The sequence below is a fragment of the Streptomyces vinaceus genome, assembly GCF_008704935.1.
Taxonomy (GTDB): Bacteria; Actinomycetota; Actinomycetes; order Streptomycetales; family Streptomycetaceae; genus Streptomyces; species Streptomyces vinaceus.
The window spans coordinates 2,077,002-2,093,501 of the sequence record NZ_CP023692.1; the positions used below are offsets into that span (position 1 = coordinate 2,077,002).

15 protein-coding genes are annotated in these 16,500 nt (G+C 73.3%); 5 read left to right on the forward strand and 10 right to left on the reverse strand.

What is annotated here, in order from left to right; all coding sequences use genetic code 11:
* The first annotated feature begins 9 nt into the window (after nucleotides 1-9).
* Nucleotides 10-2,538, forward strand: a complete 2,529-nt coding sequence (locus tag CP980_RS08965) for an SCO5717 family growth-regulating ATPase (RefSeq protein ID WP_150527931.1) — start codon at nucleotides 10-12, stop codon at nucleotides 2,536-2,538.
* A gap of 93 nt (nucleotides 2,539-2,631) precedes the next feature.
* Here CP980_RS08965 and CP980_RS08970 read toward each other — a convergent pair whose 3' ends face one another.
* The 8 genes from CP980_RS08970 to rimP form a co-directional block, all read right to left on the reverse strand.
* Nucleotides 2,632-3,588, reverse strand: a complete 957-nt coding sequence (locus CP980_RS08970) for a bifunctional riboflavin kinase/FAD synthetase (RefSeq protein WP_150527932.1) — start codon at nucleotides 3,586-3,588, stop codon at nucleotides 2,632-2,634.
* A 315-nt stretch (nucleotides 3,589-3,903) separates the two neighbouring features.
* The gene (truB, locus tag CP980_RS08975) at nucleotides 3,904-4,839 is read right to left on the reverse strand and encodes a tRNA pseudouridine(55) synthase TruB (protein WP_132757162.1); all 936 of its coding nucleotides are present in this window, start codon (nucleotides 4,837-4,839) and stop codon (nucleotides 3,904-3,906) included.
* Nucleotides 4,836-5,291, reverse strand: a complete 456-nt coding sequence (gene rbfA, locus CP980_RS08980; protein WP_099889205.1) for a 30S ribosome-binding factor RbfA — start codon at nucleotides 5,289-5,291, stop codon at nucleotides 4,836-4,838. Before rbfA ends, truB begins: the two co-directional genes overlap by 4 nt.
* 28 nt (nucleotides 5,292-5,319) lie before the next feature.
* Nucleotides 5,320-5,613 carry a DUF503 domain-containing protein gene (locus tag CP980_RS08985; protein ID WP_030651158.1) on the reverse strand — a complete coding sequence of 98 codons (294 nt, stop codon included), beginning with the start codon at nucleotides 5,611-5,613 and terminating at the stop codon, nucleotides 5,320-5,322.
* 153 nt (nucleotides 5,614-5,766) lie between these two features.
* Complete coding sequence (gene infB, locus CP980_RS08990; RefSeq protein ID WP_099889206.1) at nucleotides 5,767-8,901, reverse strand: translation initiation factor IF-2; 3,135 nt, start codon at nucleotides 8,899-8,901, stop codon at nucleotides 5,767-5,769.
* Nucleotides 8,902-9,049: 148 nt separating this feature from the next.
* Nucleotides 9,050-9,337: a YlxR family protein gene (locus CP980_RS08995; RefSeq protein ID WP_132757160.1), complete on the reverse strand. Its 288-nt coding sequence runs from the start codon at nucleotides 9,335-9,337 to the stop codon at nucleotides 9,050-9,052.
* Nucleotides 9,338-9,456: 119 nt separating this feature from the next.
* Nucleotides 9,457-10,467 (reverse strand): transcription termination factor NusA, encoded by a 1,011-nt coding sequence (gene nusA, locus CP980_RS09000; RefSeq protein WP_150527933.1) that lies wholly within the window; start codon nucleotides 10,465-10,467, stop codon nucleotides 9,457-9,459.
* 2 nt (nucleotides 10,468-10,469) lie between these two features.
* Nucleotides 10,470-10,967: a ribosome maturation factor RimP gene (rimP, locus tag CP980_RS09005; protein WP_099889208.1), complete on the reverse strand. Its 498-nt coding sequence runs from the start codon at nucleotides 10,965-10,967 to the stop codon at nucleotides 10,470-10,472.
* 114 nt (nucleotides 10,968-11,081) lie between these two features.
* On the opposite strand from rimP, the gene CP980_RS09010 reads away from it, so the two are divergent.
* The 4 genes from CP980_RS09010 to CP980_RS09025 all read left to right on the forward strand — a co-directional run bounded on the left by CP980_RS09010 (nucleotide 11,082) and on the right by CP980_RS09025 (nucleotide 14,121).
* A complete protein-coding gene (locus tag CP980_RS09010; RefSeq protein ID WP_229907427.1) occupies nucleotides 11,082-11,684 on the forward strand; it encodes a hypothetical protein in 603 nt (200 codons plus the stop codon).
* Complete coding sequence (locus tag CP980_RS09015; protein WP_150527934.1) at nucleotides 11,681-12,139, forward strand: ferritin-like domain-containing protein; 459 nt, start codon at nucleotides 11,681-11,683, stop codon at nucleotides 12,137-12,139. The genes CP980_RS09010 and CP980_RS09015 overlap by 4 nt, the downstream gene beginning before the upstream one ends.
* Before the next feature lie 16 nt (nucleotides 12,140-12,155).
* A complete protein-coding gene (locus tag CP980_RS09020) occupies nucleotides 12,156-13,058 on the forward strand; it encodes an aminoglycoside phosphotransferase family protein (protein WP_150527935.1) in 903 nt (300 codons plus the stop codon).
* Between the two features lie 151 nt (nucleotides 13,059-13,209).
* Nucleotides 13,210-14,121, forward strand: a complete 912-nt coding sequence (locus CP980_RS09025) for a slipin family protein (RefSeq protein ID WP_150527936.1) — start codon at nucleotides 13,210-13,212, stop codon at nucleotides 14,119-14,121.
* A gap of 1 nt (nucleotide 14,122) precedes the next feature.
* Here the strand turns inward: CP980_RS09025 and CP980_RS09030 are convergent, their stop codons facing one another.
* Nucleotides 14,123-15,820 (reverse strand): proline--tRNA ligase, encoded by a 1,698-nt coding sequence (locus tag CP980_RS09030; RefSeq protein ID WP_132757148.1) that lies wholly within the window; start codon nucleotides 15,818-15,820, stop codon nucleotides 14,123-14,125.
* Nucleotides 15,821-15,862: 42 nt separating this feature from the next.
* A complete protein-coding gene (locus tag CP980_RS09035; RefSeq protein ID WP_150527937.1) occupies nucleotides 15,863-16,435 on the reverse strand; it encodes a GNAT family N-acetyltransferase in 573 nt (190 codons plus the stop codon).
* Nucleotides 16,436-16,500: the final 65 nt, after the last annotated feature.

Genomic DNA, 16,500 nt, shown 5'->3' on the forward strand with positions numbered 1-16,500 from the left:
GGAGGACCAGTGAGCGGCGATCGGAACGAGAGGCGCGGCGGGACGTGGGACGTCCCGACGGACGATCAGTCCGACGCGGAGCCCGAGGTGACGGGCGAGTTCACCATCGACTACACCCCGCCGGCCTGGTACACGCAGGGCGCGGCCCCGGCCACCGCGGTACCGGGCCTGCCCGAGGGCAGCGGCTTCGAGCCCCACCGCCCGTCGGACGTGGCCTCGCCCCCGACGATGCGGATCGCCCCGCCGGCCCCGCGCACCCCGTCGGACGGTGCGGGCGTGCCGTCCCCGGGCGCGCCGTCCCCCTTCCCGGCCCCGGCCCCCCTGGCCCCTGCCGCCGGCGCCCCGCCGGTCCCGGCGCCCGCAGGCGAGTCCGCCCCGCCCGCGCCGGTCCAGACCCCGGCTGACGCCCCGCCGCCCGCGCCGTTCGCGGCTTCGGCGCCGGCCCCCGTCGCCGCCCCGGCCGACGCTCCCCCGCCCCCGGCCTTCCCGGCACCGGCCGATGCCGCGGAGCCGGCGCCCTTCGCCGCCCCGGCGGACACCCCGCCGCCGGCGGCACCGCCGGCCCCGGGCGACGGCGGCGGAGCTCCCGCCGGCGAGGCTCCCGTACCTGCCGCCCCCGCGCTGCCGGCTCCGGCCGAGGTGCCCGCGCTGCCGGCTCCGGCGCCCTTCGCCGCCGAGCCCTCGGACGCGCCCGGCCCCCTCGTGGAGGCCTCCTTCGAGGCGCCCGCCCCCGTACAGCGGCAGGACACCCCGCCCGACGGGGTGCCCGTCCCGTTCCCGGACCCCGCTCCCGCGGATGCGCGGGAGGAGCCCCAGGACGCCGTCCCCGCCCCGCAGCCGGCGCAGCCCGTCAGCCCCTCGGACGCGGTTCACCCGCCCGTGGGAGCCCCCTTCGGGGGACCCGGGGGCGAACTCCCGGCGCTGCCGCCCGCGTTCCCCGCTACCACGCCGCCCCGGGACGGGTACGGCTTCCCGCCCGCCCCCGGCCCGGCTGCGACGCAGCCCCCGCAGGGGTACGGATTCCCCCCTGCCCCCGGCCCCACCGCCGCGCCCGCGCCGCAGGACGGCTACGGCTTCCCCCCGAACCCCGGCCCCGCCGCGCCGGCGCCTGCGCCCGCGCCGCAGGACGGGTACGGCTTCCCCCCGGCCCCCGCACCGGCGCAGCCGGTGCCTCAGCCCCAGCCGCCCGTCGGCGCGGGCGAGCACGCCTTCCCGCCCGCGCAGCACGCGCCCGTACCGTCGCAGCCCGAGCACCAGCAGCAGCCGTACCAGCAGCCGCAGTACGACCCCCGCGCCGGCGCCCAGTGGCCCGCCGGGCCCCAGCCGGGCCCCCAGCCGCACGACCCGCGCTACCAGCCCGGCCCGGGCACCGGCGGCGGCGCCCCCCTCGGCTACACCGCCGCCGTCGAGCTGTCCTCGGACCGCCTGCTGCGCGGCAAGCAGAAGCCCCGCCCCCAGCGGTCCGGGTTCCGTTTCGGCGGCAAGGCCGCCGAGGCCGAGCGCCTGCGCAAGCTGGAGTTGATCCGCACCCCGGTCATGTCCTGCTACCGCATCGCCGTCATCAGCCTCAAGGGCGGCGTCGGCAAGACCACGACCACCACGGCCCTCGGCGCCACCCTCGCCACCGAGCGCCAGGACAAGATCCTGGCCATCGACGCGAACCCCGACGCCGGCACCCTCGGCCGCCGCGTCCGGCGCGAGACCGGGGCCACCATCCGCGACCTGGTCCAGGCGATCCCGTACCTGAACTCGTACATGGACATCAGGCGGTTCACCTCCCAGGCCCCCTCCGGCCTGGAGATCATCGCCAACGATGTCGACCCGGCGGTCTCGACGACGTTCAACGACGAGGACTACCGCCGCGTCATAGACACGCTCGGCCGCCAGTACCCGATCATCCTCACCGACTCGGGCACCGGCCTCCTCTACTCCGCCATGCGCGGGGTCCTGGACCTGGCCGACCAGCTGATCATCATCTCGACCCCCTCGGTGGACGGCGCCAGCAGCGCGAGCACCACGCTCGACTGGCTCTCCGCGCACGGGTACGCGGACCTCGTCTCCCGCTCGATCACCGTCATCTCCGGGGTCCGCGAGACCGCCAAGATGATCAAGGTCGAGGACATCGTGCAGCACTTCGAGACCCGCTGCCGGGGCGTCGTCGTGGTCCCGTTCGACGAGCACCTCGCGGCCGGCGCCGAGGTGGACCTCGACCTGCTGCGGCCCAAGACGCGGGAGGCGTACTTCAACCTCTCCGCGCTCGTCGCCGAGGACTTCGTCCGCGCCGCCCAGCAGGCCCCCCAGGGCCACTGGGGAGCCCCTCAGCAGCCCCAGCCCCAGCAGCCCCAGGCGTACCAGCAGCCCCCGCAGCAGCCGCAGCCGCAGGGACAGCCGTACGGCCAGCCCCAGGGCCCGTCCCCGTACCAGCAGCCTCCGCAGCCGTACGCCCAGCCCTACCCGCAGCCCGGCCAGCCCTGGCAGCCCCAGCAGCAGCCGCCCCAGTCCCCTCAGCAGCCCCCGCGCGACCCGCGCCTCGGCTGACAGCGGCCGGCGACCGGCGACCGGCGACCGGCGACGGCAAGCAGAAGGGCCCGTACCTCCCCCAGGGGAAGTACGGGCCCTCGTCCGTTCGTCTCAGTGCTCCGCGTCGTACGTCTCGGTCAGCGTCCGCGCCCGCTTCACGTCGTCCGCGATGGCTTGGAGGAGGCCGTCCAGCGAATCGAACTTCGCCATGCCGCGCACGTACGCGAGGAAGTCCACCGTCACGTGCAGGCCGTACAGGTCCAGCCCGACCCGGTCGATCGCGTACGCCTCCACGGTCCGCTCGGTGGCGTCGAACTGCAGGTTCGTGCCCACCGAGATCGCGGCCGGCATCCGCTCGCCGCCCGCCGTGAGCCAGCCCGCGTACACCCCGTCCGCGGGGATCGCGGTGTGCGGGGCCGTCTCGACGTTGGCGGTCGGGAAGCCGAGCTCGCGCCCGCGCTGGGCGCCGCGTACGACCACGCCCTCGACGCGGTGCGGCCGGCCCAGGATCTCGGCCGCGCCCTCCATGTCGCCCTCGGCGACCAGCCTGCGCGCCAGGGTGGAGGAGAACGGCACTCCGCCGCCCGCCGCGCCCCGCTCGACCAGGTCCACGACCTCGACCTCGTAGTCGTACGTGGCACCCAGCTCGCGCAGGAAGTCGACGTTCCCGGCGGCCCGGTGGCCGAAACGGAAGTTCGGGCCCTCGATGACCGCCCGCGCGTGCAGCTTGTCGACGAGCACCTTCACGATGAAGTCGGCCGGGGACAGCTGCGAGAACTCCGCCGTGAACGGCAGGATCAGCAGCGCGTCCACACCGAGCCCGGCCATCAGCTCGGCGCGGCGGTCGTACGGAGCCAGGATGGGCGGGTGGCTGCCGGGGCGCACGACCTCGCTCGGGTGGGGGCTGAAGGTGACGACGACGGACGGGACGCCGAGCGCGCGGGCCTTGGCCACGGCGCGCCCGATGATGAGCTGATGGCCCCGGTGCACACCGTCGTACGAGCCGATGGTGACGACGCTGCGTCCCCAGTCCTGGGGGATGTCCTCCAAGCCACGCCAGCGCTGCACTGTGACCGCTCCTCGCCCGAACCGTGTAGGCCCTGTACTGGTTGCCGATTGCTGGTCTAAGACTGCCATGCCGCTGCCCGGGGCCCCGCATCGGCGTCTGGCCGGGGGCCGCTCTCCGTCATCTCGGGCGGGCGGCGGCCCTGCGGGGAGGAGCGCGGGCGGCGAAAGCGCCCCCTTGCGCTCCCTCCAGTCACTCCGCGCGCCTGCTCGGACGGGTGAATACGGGGGCCGGGCTGGATAGAGACCTACCCGAGGGGGGTCGTGGAGCGGTGAGCGGCAGGCGATGTGCCCTCACCGCTCCACGTCAACGGCGGATCAGGCGAAGACGGCCAGCGACTTGGCCTTGCCGCCCTTGTTCTCCACGAGGCCGAGCAGCACGCCGTCCGGCCCGAAGACCGCCACCGTCCGCCCCGCGGGGTACGCGTCGGGCATGTCGATCCGCACGCCGTTGCCGAGCAGCGAGGCACGCCGGGCGTCGAGGTCCCAGCGCGGGAAGGCCGCGGCCGCCGCCTCGCCGATCGGCATGACGGTGAGCTCCTCCTGGAGCTGGTCCAGGGTCCGCGCCCGGTCGATCTTGTACGGTCCCACCCGGGTGCGCCGCAGCGCGGTGAGGTGTCCGCCGACGCCGAGGTCGGCGCCCAGGTCACGGGCGAGCGCGCGGATGTACGTACCGCTGGAGCAGACGACGGAGACGACGAGGTCGACGACCTTGGTGCCGTCCTCGGCCTCCGCGTCCCGCATGTCGTACACCTGGAACGAGGAGATGGTCACCGGCCGGGCCGGGATCTCGAAGTCCTCGCCGTCGCGGGCGCGCTTGTAGGACCGCACGCCCTTGATCTTGATGGCGCTGACCTTCGACGGGACCTGCATGATCTCGCCGGACAGCTTGGCGATGCCCTGGTCCACGGCCTCGCGGGTCACCGCGGAGGCGTCCGCCGAGGAGGTGATCTCACCCTCCGCGTCGTCCGTCAGGGTGTTCTGGCCGAGGCGGATCGTGCCGAGGTACTCCTTCTCCGTGAGCGCGAGGTGGCCCAGGAGCTTGGTGGCCTTCTCGACGCCCAGGACGAGCACGCCCGTCGCCATCGGGTCGAGCGTGCCGGCGTGGCCGACGCGGCGGGTCTTGGCGATCCCGCGCATCTTGGCGACCACGTCGTGCGAAGTGAAGCCGGAGGGCTTGTCGACGATGACGAGCCCTCCCACGGCCTCCGGCCGGGAGGTGCCCCCCGGCGTCTTCCCTGCGTTGCTGCTCATTCGGAGGCTGCGTCCTCGGCGTCGTCGTCCTCGCCCGGCTTCTTGTACGGGTCGGCGTCACCGGCGTACTGCGCTCCGGAGGACACCTCCCGCACCTGGGCGTCGGAGGTCCGCGCCTTCTCCAGGAGGTCCTCGATGGTCTTGGCGTTCTCCGGGAGGGCGTCCGCGACGAAGGTCAGGGTGGGCGTGAACTTGGTGCCCGCCGCCCGGCCGACCGCGGAGCGCAGTACGCCCTTGGCGCTTTCGAGGCCCGCCGCCGCACTGGCGCGGTCCTCGTCGTCACCGTAAACCGTGTAGAAGACCGTGGCCTCCCGCAGGTCGCCGGTGACCCGGGTGTCCGTGATGGTCACGTGCGTACCGAGGCGGGGGTCCTTGACACCACGCTGCAGCTTCTCGGCCACCACCTCCCGGATGAGGTCCGCCAGCTTCTTCGCCCGCGCATTGTCGGCCACTGGTCCGTCTCCTTCTTATGTCTTGCAGTCAGTCTTCATCACCGTGCAGCCGCCGTCTCACCGACAGCAGCTCCACTTCCGGACGCGCCGCGACCAGCCGCTCGCAGCGGTCCAGTACGTCCGAGAGGAACCCCGCGTCCCCACTGACCAGAGCGACCCCGATACGGGCCCTGCGGTGCAGATCCTGGTCGCCCACTTCGGCCGCGCTCACGGAGAACTTGCGTTGGAGCTCGGCGACGATGGGCCGGACGACAGAGCGTTTCTCCTTCAGCGAGTGGACGTCGCCGAGGAGCAGATCGAAGGACAGAGTCCCCACGTACATTCAGTTCCGGATATCCCGCCGGTGCGGGTTCGGTGGCCTGCCGGCCGTCGCGCGGCAGGGTCACCAGAACCGTACACGCAACGGCCGGGGCCGATCGACGGATATTCCGCCGACCGGCCCCGGGCTTACGACACGGTGCGAACCGCCTCGCGCTTACGCGCGGGGCTTCTCGCGCATCTCGTACGTCGCGATGACGTCGTCGATCTTGATGTCGTTGAAGGAACCGAGGTTGATACCGCCCTCGAAGCCCTCGCGGATCTCGGTGACGTCGTCCTTGAAGCGGCGCAGACCGGAGATGGTGAGGTTCTCGGCGATGACCTTGCCATCGCGCAGGAGCCGCGCCTTGGTGTTGCGCTTGACCTCGCCGGAGCGGATGAGGACACCCGCGATGTTGCCCAGCTTGGACGAGCGGAAGATCTCGCGGACCTCCGCCGTACCGAGCTCGACCTCTTCGTACTCCGGCTTGAGCAGACCCTTGAGGGCCGCCTCGATCTCCTCGATGGCCTGGTAGATCACCGAGTAGTAGCGGACGTCGACACCCTCGCGGTCCGCCATCTGCGCGGCACGGCCGGCCGCACGGACGTTGTAACCGATGACGATGGCGTCGGAGCCCATCGCCAGGGCGATGTCGGACTCGGTGACCGCACCCACACCGCGGTGCAGGACGCGGATGTCGACCTCTTCGCCGACGTCGAGCTGGAGCAGCGAGGACTCGAGGGCCTCGACCGCACCGGACGCGTCGCCCTTGATGATGAGGTTGAGTTCCTGGACCAGACCGGCCTTGAGGACCGAGTCGAGGTCTTCCAGGGACACCCGGCGGACGCGCTTGGCGAAGTTGGCGTTGCGCTCACGCGCAGCACGCTTCTCGGCGATCTGACGGGCGGTGCGGTCCTCGTCGACGACGAGGAAGTTGTCGCCGGCGCCGGGGACGTTGGTGAGACCCAGGACCAGGACGGGGGTCGAGGGACCCGCTTCCTCGACGTTGTTGCCCTTGTCGTCGAGCATGGCGCGCACACGGCCGTAGGCGTCGCCCACGACCATCGTGTCGCCGACGCGCAGCGTTCCGCGCTGGACGAGGACGGTGGCGACGGCACCGCGGCCGCGGTCGAGGTGGGACTCGATCGCAATACCCTGAGCGTCCTGCTCGGGGTTGGCGCGCAGGTCGAGCGAGGCGTCGGCGGTGAGGACGACGGCCTCCAGCAGGGAGTCGATGTGCAGACCCTGCTTGGCGGAGATGTCGACGAACATCGTGTCGCCGCCGTACTCCTCGGCGACCAGACCGAACTCGGTGAGCTGACCGCGCACCTTGACCGGGTCGGCACCCTCGACGTCGATCTTGTTGACCGCGACGACGATCGGGACGCCGGCGGCCTTGGCGTGGTTGAGCGCCTCGATCGTCTGCGGCATGACGCCGTCGTTGGCCGCGACCACGAGGATCGCGATGTCGGTCGACTTGGCACCACGGGCACGCATGGCGGTGAACGCCTCGTGACCCGGGGTGTCGATGAAGGTGATCTTGCGGTCTTCACCGTTGACGTTGGTGCCCACCTGGTAGGCACCGATGTGCTGGGTGATGCCGCCGGCCTCGCCCGCGACGACGTTCGTCTTGCGGATGGCGTCGAGCAGTCGGGTCTTACCGTGGTCGACGTGACCCATGACGGTGACGACCGGCGGACGCGGCATGAGGAATTCCTCGCCGCCCTCGTCCTCGCCGAACTCGATGTCGAAGCCCTCGAGGAGCTCGCGGTCCTCCTCCTCCGGGCTGACGATCTGAACGACGTAGTTCATCTCGTCGGCGAGGAGCTGGAGCGTCTCGTCGGAGACGGACTGCGTGGCCGTGACCATCTCGCCGAGGTTCATCATCACGGCGACGAGCGACGCCGGGTTGGCGTTGATCTTCTCCGCGAAGTCGGTGAGGGAGGCACCGCGCGACAGGCGCACGGTCTCGCCGCCACCGCGCGGAAGCATCACGCCGCCGACCGACGGGGCCTGCATGGCCTCGTACTCCTGGCGACGCTGGCGCTTCGACTTGCGACCGCGACGGGCGGGCCCGCCGGGACGGCCGAAGGCACCCTGCGTGCCACCACGGGCACCGGGACCGCCGGGACGGCCACCGAAGCCGGGACGACCGCCGCCACCGGCGCCGGCCGGGCCGCCGCCGAAGCCGCCGCCACCCGGACGCGGGCCGCCGAAGCCGCCGCCGCCCGCGGGACGCGAGCCGGGACCGGCCGGACGGCCGGCGAAGCCGCCGCCACCGGGACGACCGGCGCCACCACCGGGACGCGGGCCACCGGCACCGGGACCACGGCCACCGGGGCCGCCACCGGGACGGGGACCGGGACCACCGGCAGCGGGACGCTGCGGCATCATGCCCGGGTTCGGACGGTTACCGCCGGGAGCACCACCGGGACGCGGGGCGCCGCCCTGCGGACGGGGCATGCCGCCCGGGGTCGGACGACCCGCACCGGGACCCTGGGGACGCGGAGCGCCACCGGGACCGCCCTGCGGGCGGGGAGCACCCTGGCCGCCGCCGGCGCCGGGGGCACCGGGACGGGGAGCGCCGGCCGGACGGGGCGCCTGCGGGCGCGCCATGCCGGTGGAGCCACCAGAGGTGAACGGGTTGTTGCCCGGACGGGGACCGGCCGGACGGGCGCCCTGCGGGCGCGGGGCCTGGGAGCCGGGACCGGCGGGACGCTGTCCCTGGCCGGGGGCGCCGGCCGGGCGCGGGGCGCCGGGACGGGCGCCGGTCTGGCCGCCCTGGGCGGCCGGACGCTCCGGGCGCTGCTGCGCCGGACGCGGGCCGGGGGTCGCGCCGGGACCGGCGGGACGCTCGGTGCGCGCCGGGGCGGCCGGGGCCGCCGGAGGCGCGGAGAACTCGGTCGCCACGGGAGCCGCCGGAGCGGGCTTCGGGGCGGCCGGGGCCTTCGGACCGGGACGCGGGCCGGGGGCGGCCGGGGTCACCGGGGCTGCTGCGGCCGGAGCCTCCGCGGCGGCCGGCTTGGGGGCCGGGGCGCCGGGCTTCGGGGCAGCGGGACGTGCAACGGCACCCGGGGTGGGGACCCCGGGCTTGGCGGGGGCGGCCTTGCGGGGCGCGCCCGGCTTCGCAGCGGACTTGCCGGCGTTGCCGCCGGGCCCCTGCAGTGCGTCAGTCAACTTGCGTACAACCGGCGCCTCGATCGTCGAGGACGCCGAACGGACGAACTCACCGAGTTCCTGGAGCTTGGCCATGACGACCTTGCTCTCAACTCCGAACTCCTTGGCGAGTTCGTATACCCGGACCTTAGCCACTTCGCTCCTTTTAGGTCCGGGTTACGCCGGACCGTCGCTACTTCATGGGCGTACTCATCGCGTACTCATCGAGTGCTCATCGCAATCTCGACCTACTTCCAACTCGCGAGGTACCTGACCGCACGGGGTATCCGTGCCGTACTACTTCTTACGGTGTCGCCTCGGCCATGACGGCCACGGCTTTGCTCAGTCCGGTCGTGTCGAGTGCTCCCGGGGACCGCAGGGCCCGGGGGAACGCTCTGCGACGGACCGCCTTGTCCAGACAGACCACGGCAGGGTGCACGTAGGCACCCCGGCCGGGCAGCGTACCGCGTGGATCAGGGACGCATTCGTCCCCGACCGCCACGATGCGCAGCAGATCGCTCTTGGCCGCTCGCTCCCGGCACCCCACACAGGTGCGTTCGGGGCATGCGCGGGCTTGCGTCCGGCCAGACACGCCTAAGTCTACCTCCCCGCACCGACCTCACCCCTTCGGGCGAAAAATCGAACGGATGTTGTCGAGATCTGCTGTCTTGATCCTGTCTACCGGCCGGACAGCTCCGACCGGTACCGGATTTATTCCCCGCCCCGGGCCCGGTCGGCGTCCGGGGACACCTCCGTGTCGGGGCGGATGTCGATGCGCCAGCCGGTGAGCCGCGCGGCGAGGCGGGCGTTCTGGCCCTCCTTGCCGATGGCCAGCGACAGCTGGTAGTCGGGCACGGTCACCCGGGCGGAGCGCGTGTCCCAGTCGACGACCTCGACCTTGCTCACCCGGGCGGGTGACAGCGCGTTCGCGACCATCTCCGCCGGGTCGTCCGACCAGTCGACGATGTCGATCTTCTCGCCGTGCAGCTCGGCCATGACATTGCGCACGCGGGCGCCCATCGGGCCGATGCAGGCGCCCTTCGGGTTGAGGCCCGAGCGGGTGGACCGTACGGCGATCTTGGTGCGGTGGCCGGCCTCGCGGGCGATGGCCGAGATCTCGACGCTGCCGTCCGCGATCTCCGGGACCTCCAGCGCGAAGAGCTTCTTCACCAGGTTGGGGTGGGTGCGCGAGAGGGTCACGGACGGACCGCGGACGCCCTTCGCCACCCGTACGACGTACGCCTTGATGCGCAGGCCGTGTGTGTACTCCTCGCCGGGGACCTGCTCCTGCACGGGCAGGATGGCCTCCAGCTTGCCGATGTCGACGAGGACGTTCTTGGGGTCCTTGCCCTGCTGGACGACACCGGTGATGACATCGCCCTCACGGCCGGCGAACTCGCCGAAGGTGAGGTCGTCCTCGGCGTCGCGCAGACGCTGCAGGATCACCTGCTTGGCGGTCGTCGCGGCGATCCGGCCGAAGTCCGACGGGGTGTCGTCGAACTCCTTGGCCTCCTGCCCCTCCTCCAGGTCCCGCGGGTCCTCCGTCGCCCATACGACGACGTGGCCGTTGGTGCGGTCCAGCACCACGCGTGCGCGCCGGAAACTGCCCTCGGTGCGGTGGTACGCGATGAGGAGGGCCGACTCGATCGCCTCGACGAGCAGGTCGAAGGAGATCTCCTTCTCCCGGACCAGACCCCGCAGGGCACTCATGTCGATGTCCACGGCTACGCCTCCTCTTCCTTCTTGTCCTTGCGGTTGAACTCGATCTCGACCCGCGCCTTGGCGATGTCGGTGAAAGCAATGCGGCGGGCGGTCGCCTTGCGGCCCTTCACGCCCGGGACCTCCAGGTCCATGCCCTCGTCGTCCACGTCGAGGATGCGGGCGACCAGTTCCCCGCCCTCCGCCAGCTGGAACTTCACGAGGCGGTCGATCGCCCGTACGTAGTGACGGTGCTCGGTCAGCGGGCGGTCCGCGCCCGGCGAGCTCACCTCGAGGACGTACTCGTCCTCGCCCATCACGTCGGATTCGTCGAGCTTGTCGGAGACCTCGCGGCTCAGCTCGGCACACGCGTCCAGTTCCACGCCCTCGTCGGAGTCCACGATGATGCGCAGCATCCGGCGCTTGCCCGCCTTGGACATCTCGATGTCCTCGAGGTCCAGGCCCTTGGCGGCGACGAGCGGCTCCAGCAATCCGCGCAGCCTGTCGCTCTGGGTGGTGCTCATCCGGGTGACTCCTCGGCCGCGTGTGCTGTTGTGGTTTACGTCGCGTGTCAGGTCAAAGGGTATCCGGTCGCGGAGGGTGTTGCCGTCCGCCGTCGGGACGGGCCCCCGGGTACGGTGATCACACCCTGCCCCGCCACCACCTTCGAGGACGTCGCCGTGCCCTGGACTCCGCCTTCGCGGCCCTCTCGCAGGAGCCTGCTCGCCGGCGCCGCCGGTGCGGCCGGCGCCGCGCTGCTCACCGGGTGTTCCGAGGGGTCCGGATCGCCGGACGCCGACACCGCGGTTCCACTCGAACGGCGGATGCGCGAGACGGCCGTTCGGGAGAGCACGCGCCTGCTGGAACGTTACGACGCCACCTCGGCCGCGCATCCGGCCCTGGCGGCGCGCCTCGCCCCGCTGCGTTCCGCGGTCGCCGCGCACGTCGGGGCGCTGGCCCCGGCGGGCCCCTCGGCCGGCCGGAGTCCGAGCCCCTCCCCGGCCTCGCCTTCGCCCTCGTCCGCCGCGGCCGGGGCCCCCGTGGTGAGCGCCGATCCCGTGCCGCCGGCGCCCGAAGAGGCCCTGACCGCCCTCGCGGACGCCGAGCGGAGCCTCGCCGAGGCGCGGACCGTCACCCTCGCCGGGGCGCCGGGGGAGCTGGCCCGGCTGCTGGCCTCGGTGGCCGCGTGCGGCGCCGTACACGCCTACCTGCTGACCTCGTCCCAGGGAGCCAAGCCGTGACCCCCGAACCCTCCTCCGCGAGCCGCGCCCTGGAGGCGGCCCAGGCCGCGCTCGCCGCCGAGCACGCCGCCGCCTACGGCTACGGGGTCATCGGCGCCCGGGCCGCCGCCGCCCGGTCGGCCGAGGCCCGCGAGGCGTACGGCGGCCACCTCGGCCGCCGGGACGCGCTCGCCCGGACCGTGCGGGAGCTGGGCGGCTCTCCGCGGCCCGCCGAGGCGGCGTACGCACTGCCCTTCGAGGTGCGCACCCCGGCCGACGCCGAGCGGCTGGCCGCCGAGATCGAGGACCGGGTGGCGGGCGCGTACTCCGACCTGGTGCGGGCCGCGGACGGCAAGCTGCGCCGCGAGGCGGCCGACGCGCTGAGCGCCGCGGCCGTGCGGGCGGCACGCTGGCGCGGGGTCGGCGTAGCCTTCCCTGGGCTCACGGAACGCGGAGAACCAGCCCGGACCAGCTGAAAGGGATCACGCACGCATGGCTTTCGAACCGCCGCAGCGGCTTGTACGGGCGCTCGGCGAGACGCCGGATTCGGCGCAGAGCGCGGACTGGCTGAGGCAGTTGCCCCGGCTCGCCGAGGAGGCGCCGGCCCGGCGTGGGGTGCGGGTCCAGCGGGTGCAGGCACCGGGCGGCCGGAGCAGTCTGCTCCTGCTCGTCCACTACGCCGACGGCACCCCGGCCGCGCTGAAGCTGGCTCCCCCGCAGGCCCGGCCCGACCGGGAGCTGGCGGCGCTGGCGCACTGGGGCGGTTTCGGGGCCGTACGGGTCCTCGACACCCGGCACCACGAGGAGGACGGGGCGCTCCTGCTGGAGCGGCTCCACCCGGAGGTGTCGCTGCGCTCGCTCCCGGAGGCGAAGGCCCTGCTGGAGGCGTGCGGAACGCTGCGCAGGCTCTGGGTGGCCCCGCCGGCCGGGCACCCGTTCGAGACGGTGGCGCAGCGCACCGCCCAGCAGGCGGAGCTGCTGCGCAAGGCCCCGGCCGAAGCCGCCGAGCTGGCCTCCGCGGCGCTCGCGGTCCGCGAGGAGCTGACGGCGCTGCCCGGCGAGGAACTGCTGCTGCACGGGAACTTCCGGCAGGGGAAGGTGCTGGCGGGCGAGCGGGCGCCGTGGCTTGCCGTGGGGCCGGATCCGCTGATCGGGGACCGCGCGTACGACCTGGCGCGGCTGGTCCGGGACCGGCTGGAGGACCAGGTCGCCTCCTCGGCGGGGGCGGCGGGAGCCCGGCGCCGGGTGAACAAGCTGGCCGACTCCCTGGAGGTGGACCGGGACCGGCTGCGCGGCTGGACGCTGTTCCGCGCGGTGGAGTCGGGCAACCGCGCCCTGGCCGCCGGCCGCCGCCGCGACGCCGAGCTCCTCCTGGAATTCGCGGCCTGGTTGTAGGGGGGCACGCTTCGGACCAGGGTGGATGCCCCGCCCCCGGCCCGCCGTGGCCCGCCGTGGTCCGCCGTGGTCCGAAAGACGCTCCCTGGGCATACCGTAGATACGGGGTGCCTCGTCGGGGATACCGCTCGGTGCCTCGTGGGAGGCCGTCATGGTCGAGGAACTGGTGGCAGCGGGAATCGGCGCGGCCGTGGGCATCGCGGTGTACGCGGGCGTGGCCGCGCGCGTGGTGCGGCAGTACGAGCGGGGCCTGGTCTTCCGCTTCGGCCGTCTGCGGGAGGGGATCCGGGGGCCCGGTTTCACCATGATCCTCCCGTTCGTCGACCGCCTGCACAAGGTGAACATGCAGATCGTGACGCTGCCCGTGCCCGCCCAGGAGGGCATCACGCGGGACAACGTCACGGTGCGGGTGGACGCGGTCGTGTACTTCAAGGTCGTGGACCCGGCGAACGCGATCATCGAGGTCGAGGACTACCGCTTCGCGGTCTCGCAGATGGCGCAGACCTCGCTGCGCTCGATCATCGGCAAGTCCGACCTGGACGATCTGCTGTCCAACCGGGAGCAGCTGAACCAGGGGCTGGAGCTGATGATCGACAGCCCGGCGGTGGGGTGGGGCGTGCAGATCGACCGGGTCGAGATCAAGGACGTCTCGCTGCCGGAGACGATGAAGCGGTCGATGGCCCGGCAGGCGGAGGCGGACCGCGAGCGGCGGGCGCGCGTCATCAACGCCGATGCGGAACTGCAGGCTTCGAAGAAGCTGGCCGAGGCGGCGGCGGTGATGTCGGAGCAGCCGGCGGCGCTGCAGTTGCGGCTGTTGCAGACGGTGGTGGCGGTGGCCGCCGAGAAGAACTCCACCCTGGTCCTGCCCTTCCCGGTGGAGCTGCTGCGCTTCCTGGAGCGCGCGGCCCCGGCGCCGGGCGGGCCGGAGGCCGCGGCCCCGGCGCCGCCCGGGGTCACCGCGCCCCCGCCTGCGCCCGAGGTCACCGGGGGCGCACCCCGCGCGCAGGACGAACCGGAGAACGGTCCGCGGGACGGGCCGGAGAACGGACCGGAGGCGGACTGACCTAGGCCGTCAGACGGGCGAGGGCCTCCGCCAGGGGGAGTTCCTCGCGGGTGCCCGTGGCGCGGTGCTGGAGTTCGACCACCTCGTCGGAGGAGCGGCGTCCCGCCACCAGGATCCACGGGACGCCGATCAGCTCGGCGTCGGTGAGCTTCACGCCCGGGGACAGCCCCGGGCGGTCGTCCAGCAGGACCCGCAGCCCGGACCCGGCCAGGGTCTCGGCCGCCCGCTCGGCCAGCGCCAGCTGTACGGCCTTGCCCGCCGCCACCACGTGGACGTCGGCCGGGGCCACCGCGGCCGGCCAGGCCAGGCCCTTGTCGTCGGCGGTCTGTTCGGCCAGCGCGGCCACCGCGCGCGAGACCCCGATCCCGTACGAACCCATCGTGACCCGCACCGGCTTGCCCTCGCGGCCGAGCACGTCCAGCCCGAAGGCGTCCGCGTACTTGCGGCCCAGCTGGAAGATGTGCCCGATCTCGATCGCCCGGTCCAGCCGCAGCCCGGCGCCGCAGCGGGGGCAGGGGTCGCCGGGCTCGACGACGACCACGTCGAGGTACTGGTCCACCTCGAAGTCACGCCCGCACACCACGTTCCGGGCGTGCGTGTCGGCCTTGTTGGCTCCGGTCACCCACGAAGTGCCGGGCGCTACGCGGGGGTCGGCGAGGTAGCGGACCTTGCCGAGGCCCTGCGGGCCCACGTAGCCGCGTACCAGGTCGGGGCGGTCGGTGAAGTCCTCGGCGGTCACCAACTCCACGACGGCCGGGGCCAGATGCTCTCCCAGTTTGCCGAGGTCCACCTCACGGTCGCCGGGTACGCCCACCGCCGTGATCTCGCCGTCGACCTTCACCAGGAGGTTCTTCAGCGTCGCCGACGCGGGTACGCCGAGGTGCGCGGCGAGGGTCTCGATCGTCGGGGTGTCGGGGGTGTCGACCTCCTCGATCGCGGGGTGCTCGGCGTCCACCGGGGCCAGTGCGAAGGTCACCGCTTCGGTGTTGGCCGCGTAGTCGCAGGACGGGCAGTCCACGAAGGTGTCCTCGCCCGCCGGGGCGGGCGCGAGGAACTCCTCCGAGGCCGAGCCGCCCATCGCGCCCGAGACCGCGGAGACGATGCGGTGGTCCAGGCCGAGGCGCTCGAAGATCCGCCGGTACGCGGCCCGGTGGAGCGCGTAGGACTCGGCGAGGCCCTCGTCGCTCACGTCGAAGGAGTACGAGTCCTTCATCTGGAACTCGCGCCCGCGCAGCACGCCGGACCGGGGCCGGGCCTCGTCGCGGTACTTGGTCTGGATCTGGTAGAGCATGACCGGCAGGTCCTTGTAGGACGTGCACTGGTCCTTGACCACGAGAGTGAAGATCTCCTCGTGGGTGGGGCCGAGCAGGTAGTCCGCGCCCTTGCGGTCCTTGAGCCGGAAGAGCAGGTCCCCGTACTCCGACCAGCGCCCGCTGACCTCGTACGGCTCCTTCGGCAGCAGCGCCGGGAGCAGCACCTCCTGGGCGCCGATGGCGTCCATCTCCTCGCGCACGATGCGCGAGACGTTGTCGAGGACCTTCTTGCCGAGCGGCAGCCAGGTCCACACGCCGGCGGAGCTGCGCCGGACGTATCCGGCCCGGACCAGGAGCCGGTGGCTGAGGGTCTCCGCGTCGGCCGGGTCCTCACGGAGGGTCTTGGCCATGAGGCGGGACATGCGCTGCACGTGTTGCGATGACATGCCGGGAGGCTACCGGGGCCACCGGGCCCCCCGGAAACCGTTTCAGGGGCGGCGCAGCGGCAGCGGGGCGCCCATCACGGCGTACGGGAGGCTCGCGCTCGGGAAGTGGACCTGGCGGGCCAGGTCCGTGTAGCCGAGGGCGCGGTAGAGCCCGCGGGCCGGGCTCTCGGTGTCGATGGCGGAGAGGATGGAGCGGGGTTCGGCGGCGGCGTCGGTGAGCCGGGTGATGAGGCCGCGGCCGACGCCGCGGCCCTGGAACCCGGGGTGGACGTGCAGTTCGGTGATGACGAACGAGCCGTCGAGCCAGCCGTCCTGGCCCTGGGCCCGCAGGTACGGTTCGACGACGGAGGACCACCAGTACGCCCGGTCGTTGGGCATGCCGTACACGAACCCGGCGAGGGCGCCGTCCGCGGTGAACGCGCCGAGTGCGCGGGCTCCGCGGCAGCCCATGTGGCGCTGCACGATGTAGCGCCGGATGCCGACCTCCTCCTCGCTGAGTCCGAAGGCCACGGCCTGTACGCGCAGGGCCTCGTCCACGCGCTCGGCGAGGTCGAGGGGACCGATGCGGAGTCCGGCGGGCCGGTCGGGGCCGTCGCCCTCGGGGGTAGGCAGCATGCCGCGACCTTACTGGGCACCCCCCGCTCCCGTCCCTGCGCCCCCACGGGTACCGGACACCACGG

Excerpts from the sequence above, each read along its gene's own strand:
- CP980_RS09030 (WP_132757148.1), bottom strand. The coding sequence starts at position 15,820 with ATGTCATCGCAACACGTGCAGCGCATGTCCCGCCTCATGGCCAAGACC.
- CP980_RS09025 (WP_150527936.1), top strand. The coding sequence starts at position 13,210 with ATGGTCGAGGAACTGGTGGCAGCGGGAATCGGCGCGGCCGTGGGCATC.
- CP980_RS09020 (WP_150527935.1), top strand. The coding sequence starts at position 12,156 with ATGGCTTTCGAACCGCCGCAGCGGCTTGTACGGGCGCTCGGCGAGACG.
- CP980_RS09035 (WP_150527937.1), bottom strand. The coding sequence starts at position 16,435 with ATGCTGCCTACCCCCGAGGGCGACGGCCCCGACCGGCCCGCCGGACTC.
- rimP (WP_099889208.1), bottom strand. The coding sequence starts at position 10,967 with ATGAGCACCACCCAGAGCGACAGGCTGCGCGGATTGCTGGAGCCGCTC.
- CP980_RS08985 (WP_030651158.1), bottom strand. The coding sequence starts at position 5,613 with ATGTACGTGGGGACTCTGTCCTTCGATCTGCTCCTCGGCGACGTCCAC.
- truB (WP_132757162.1), bottom strand. The coding sequence starts at position 4,839 with ATGAGCAGCAACGCAGGGAAGACGCCGGGGGGCACCTCCCGGCCGGAG.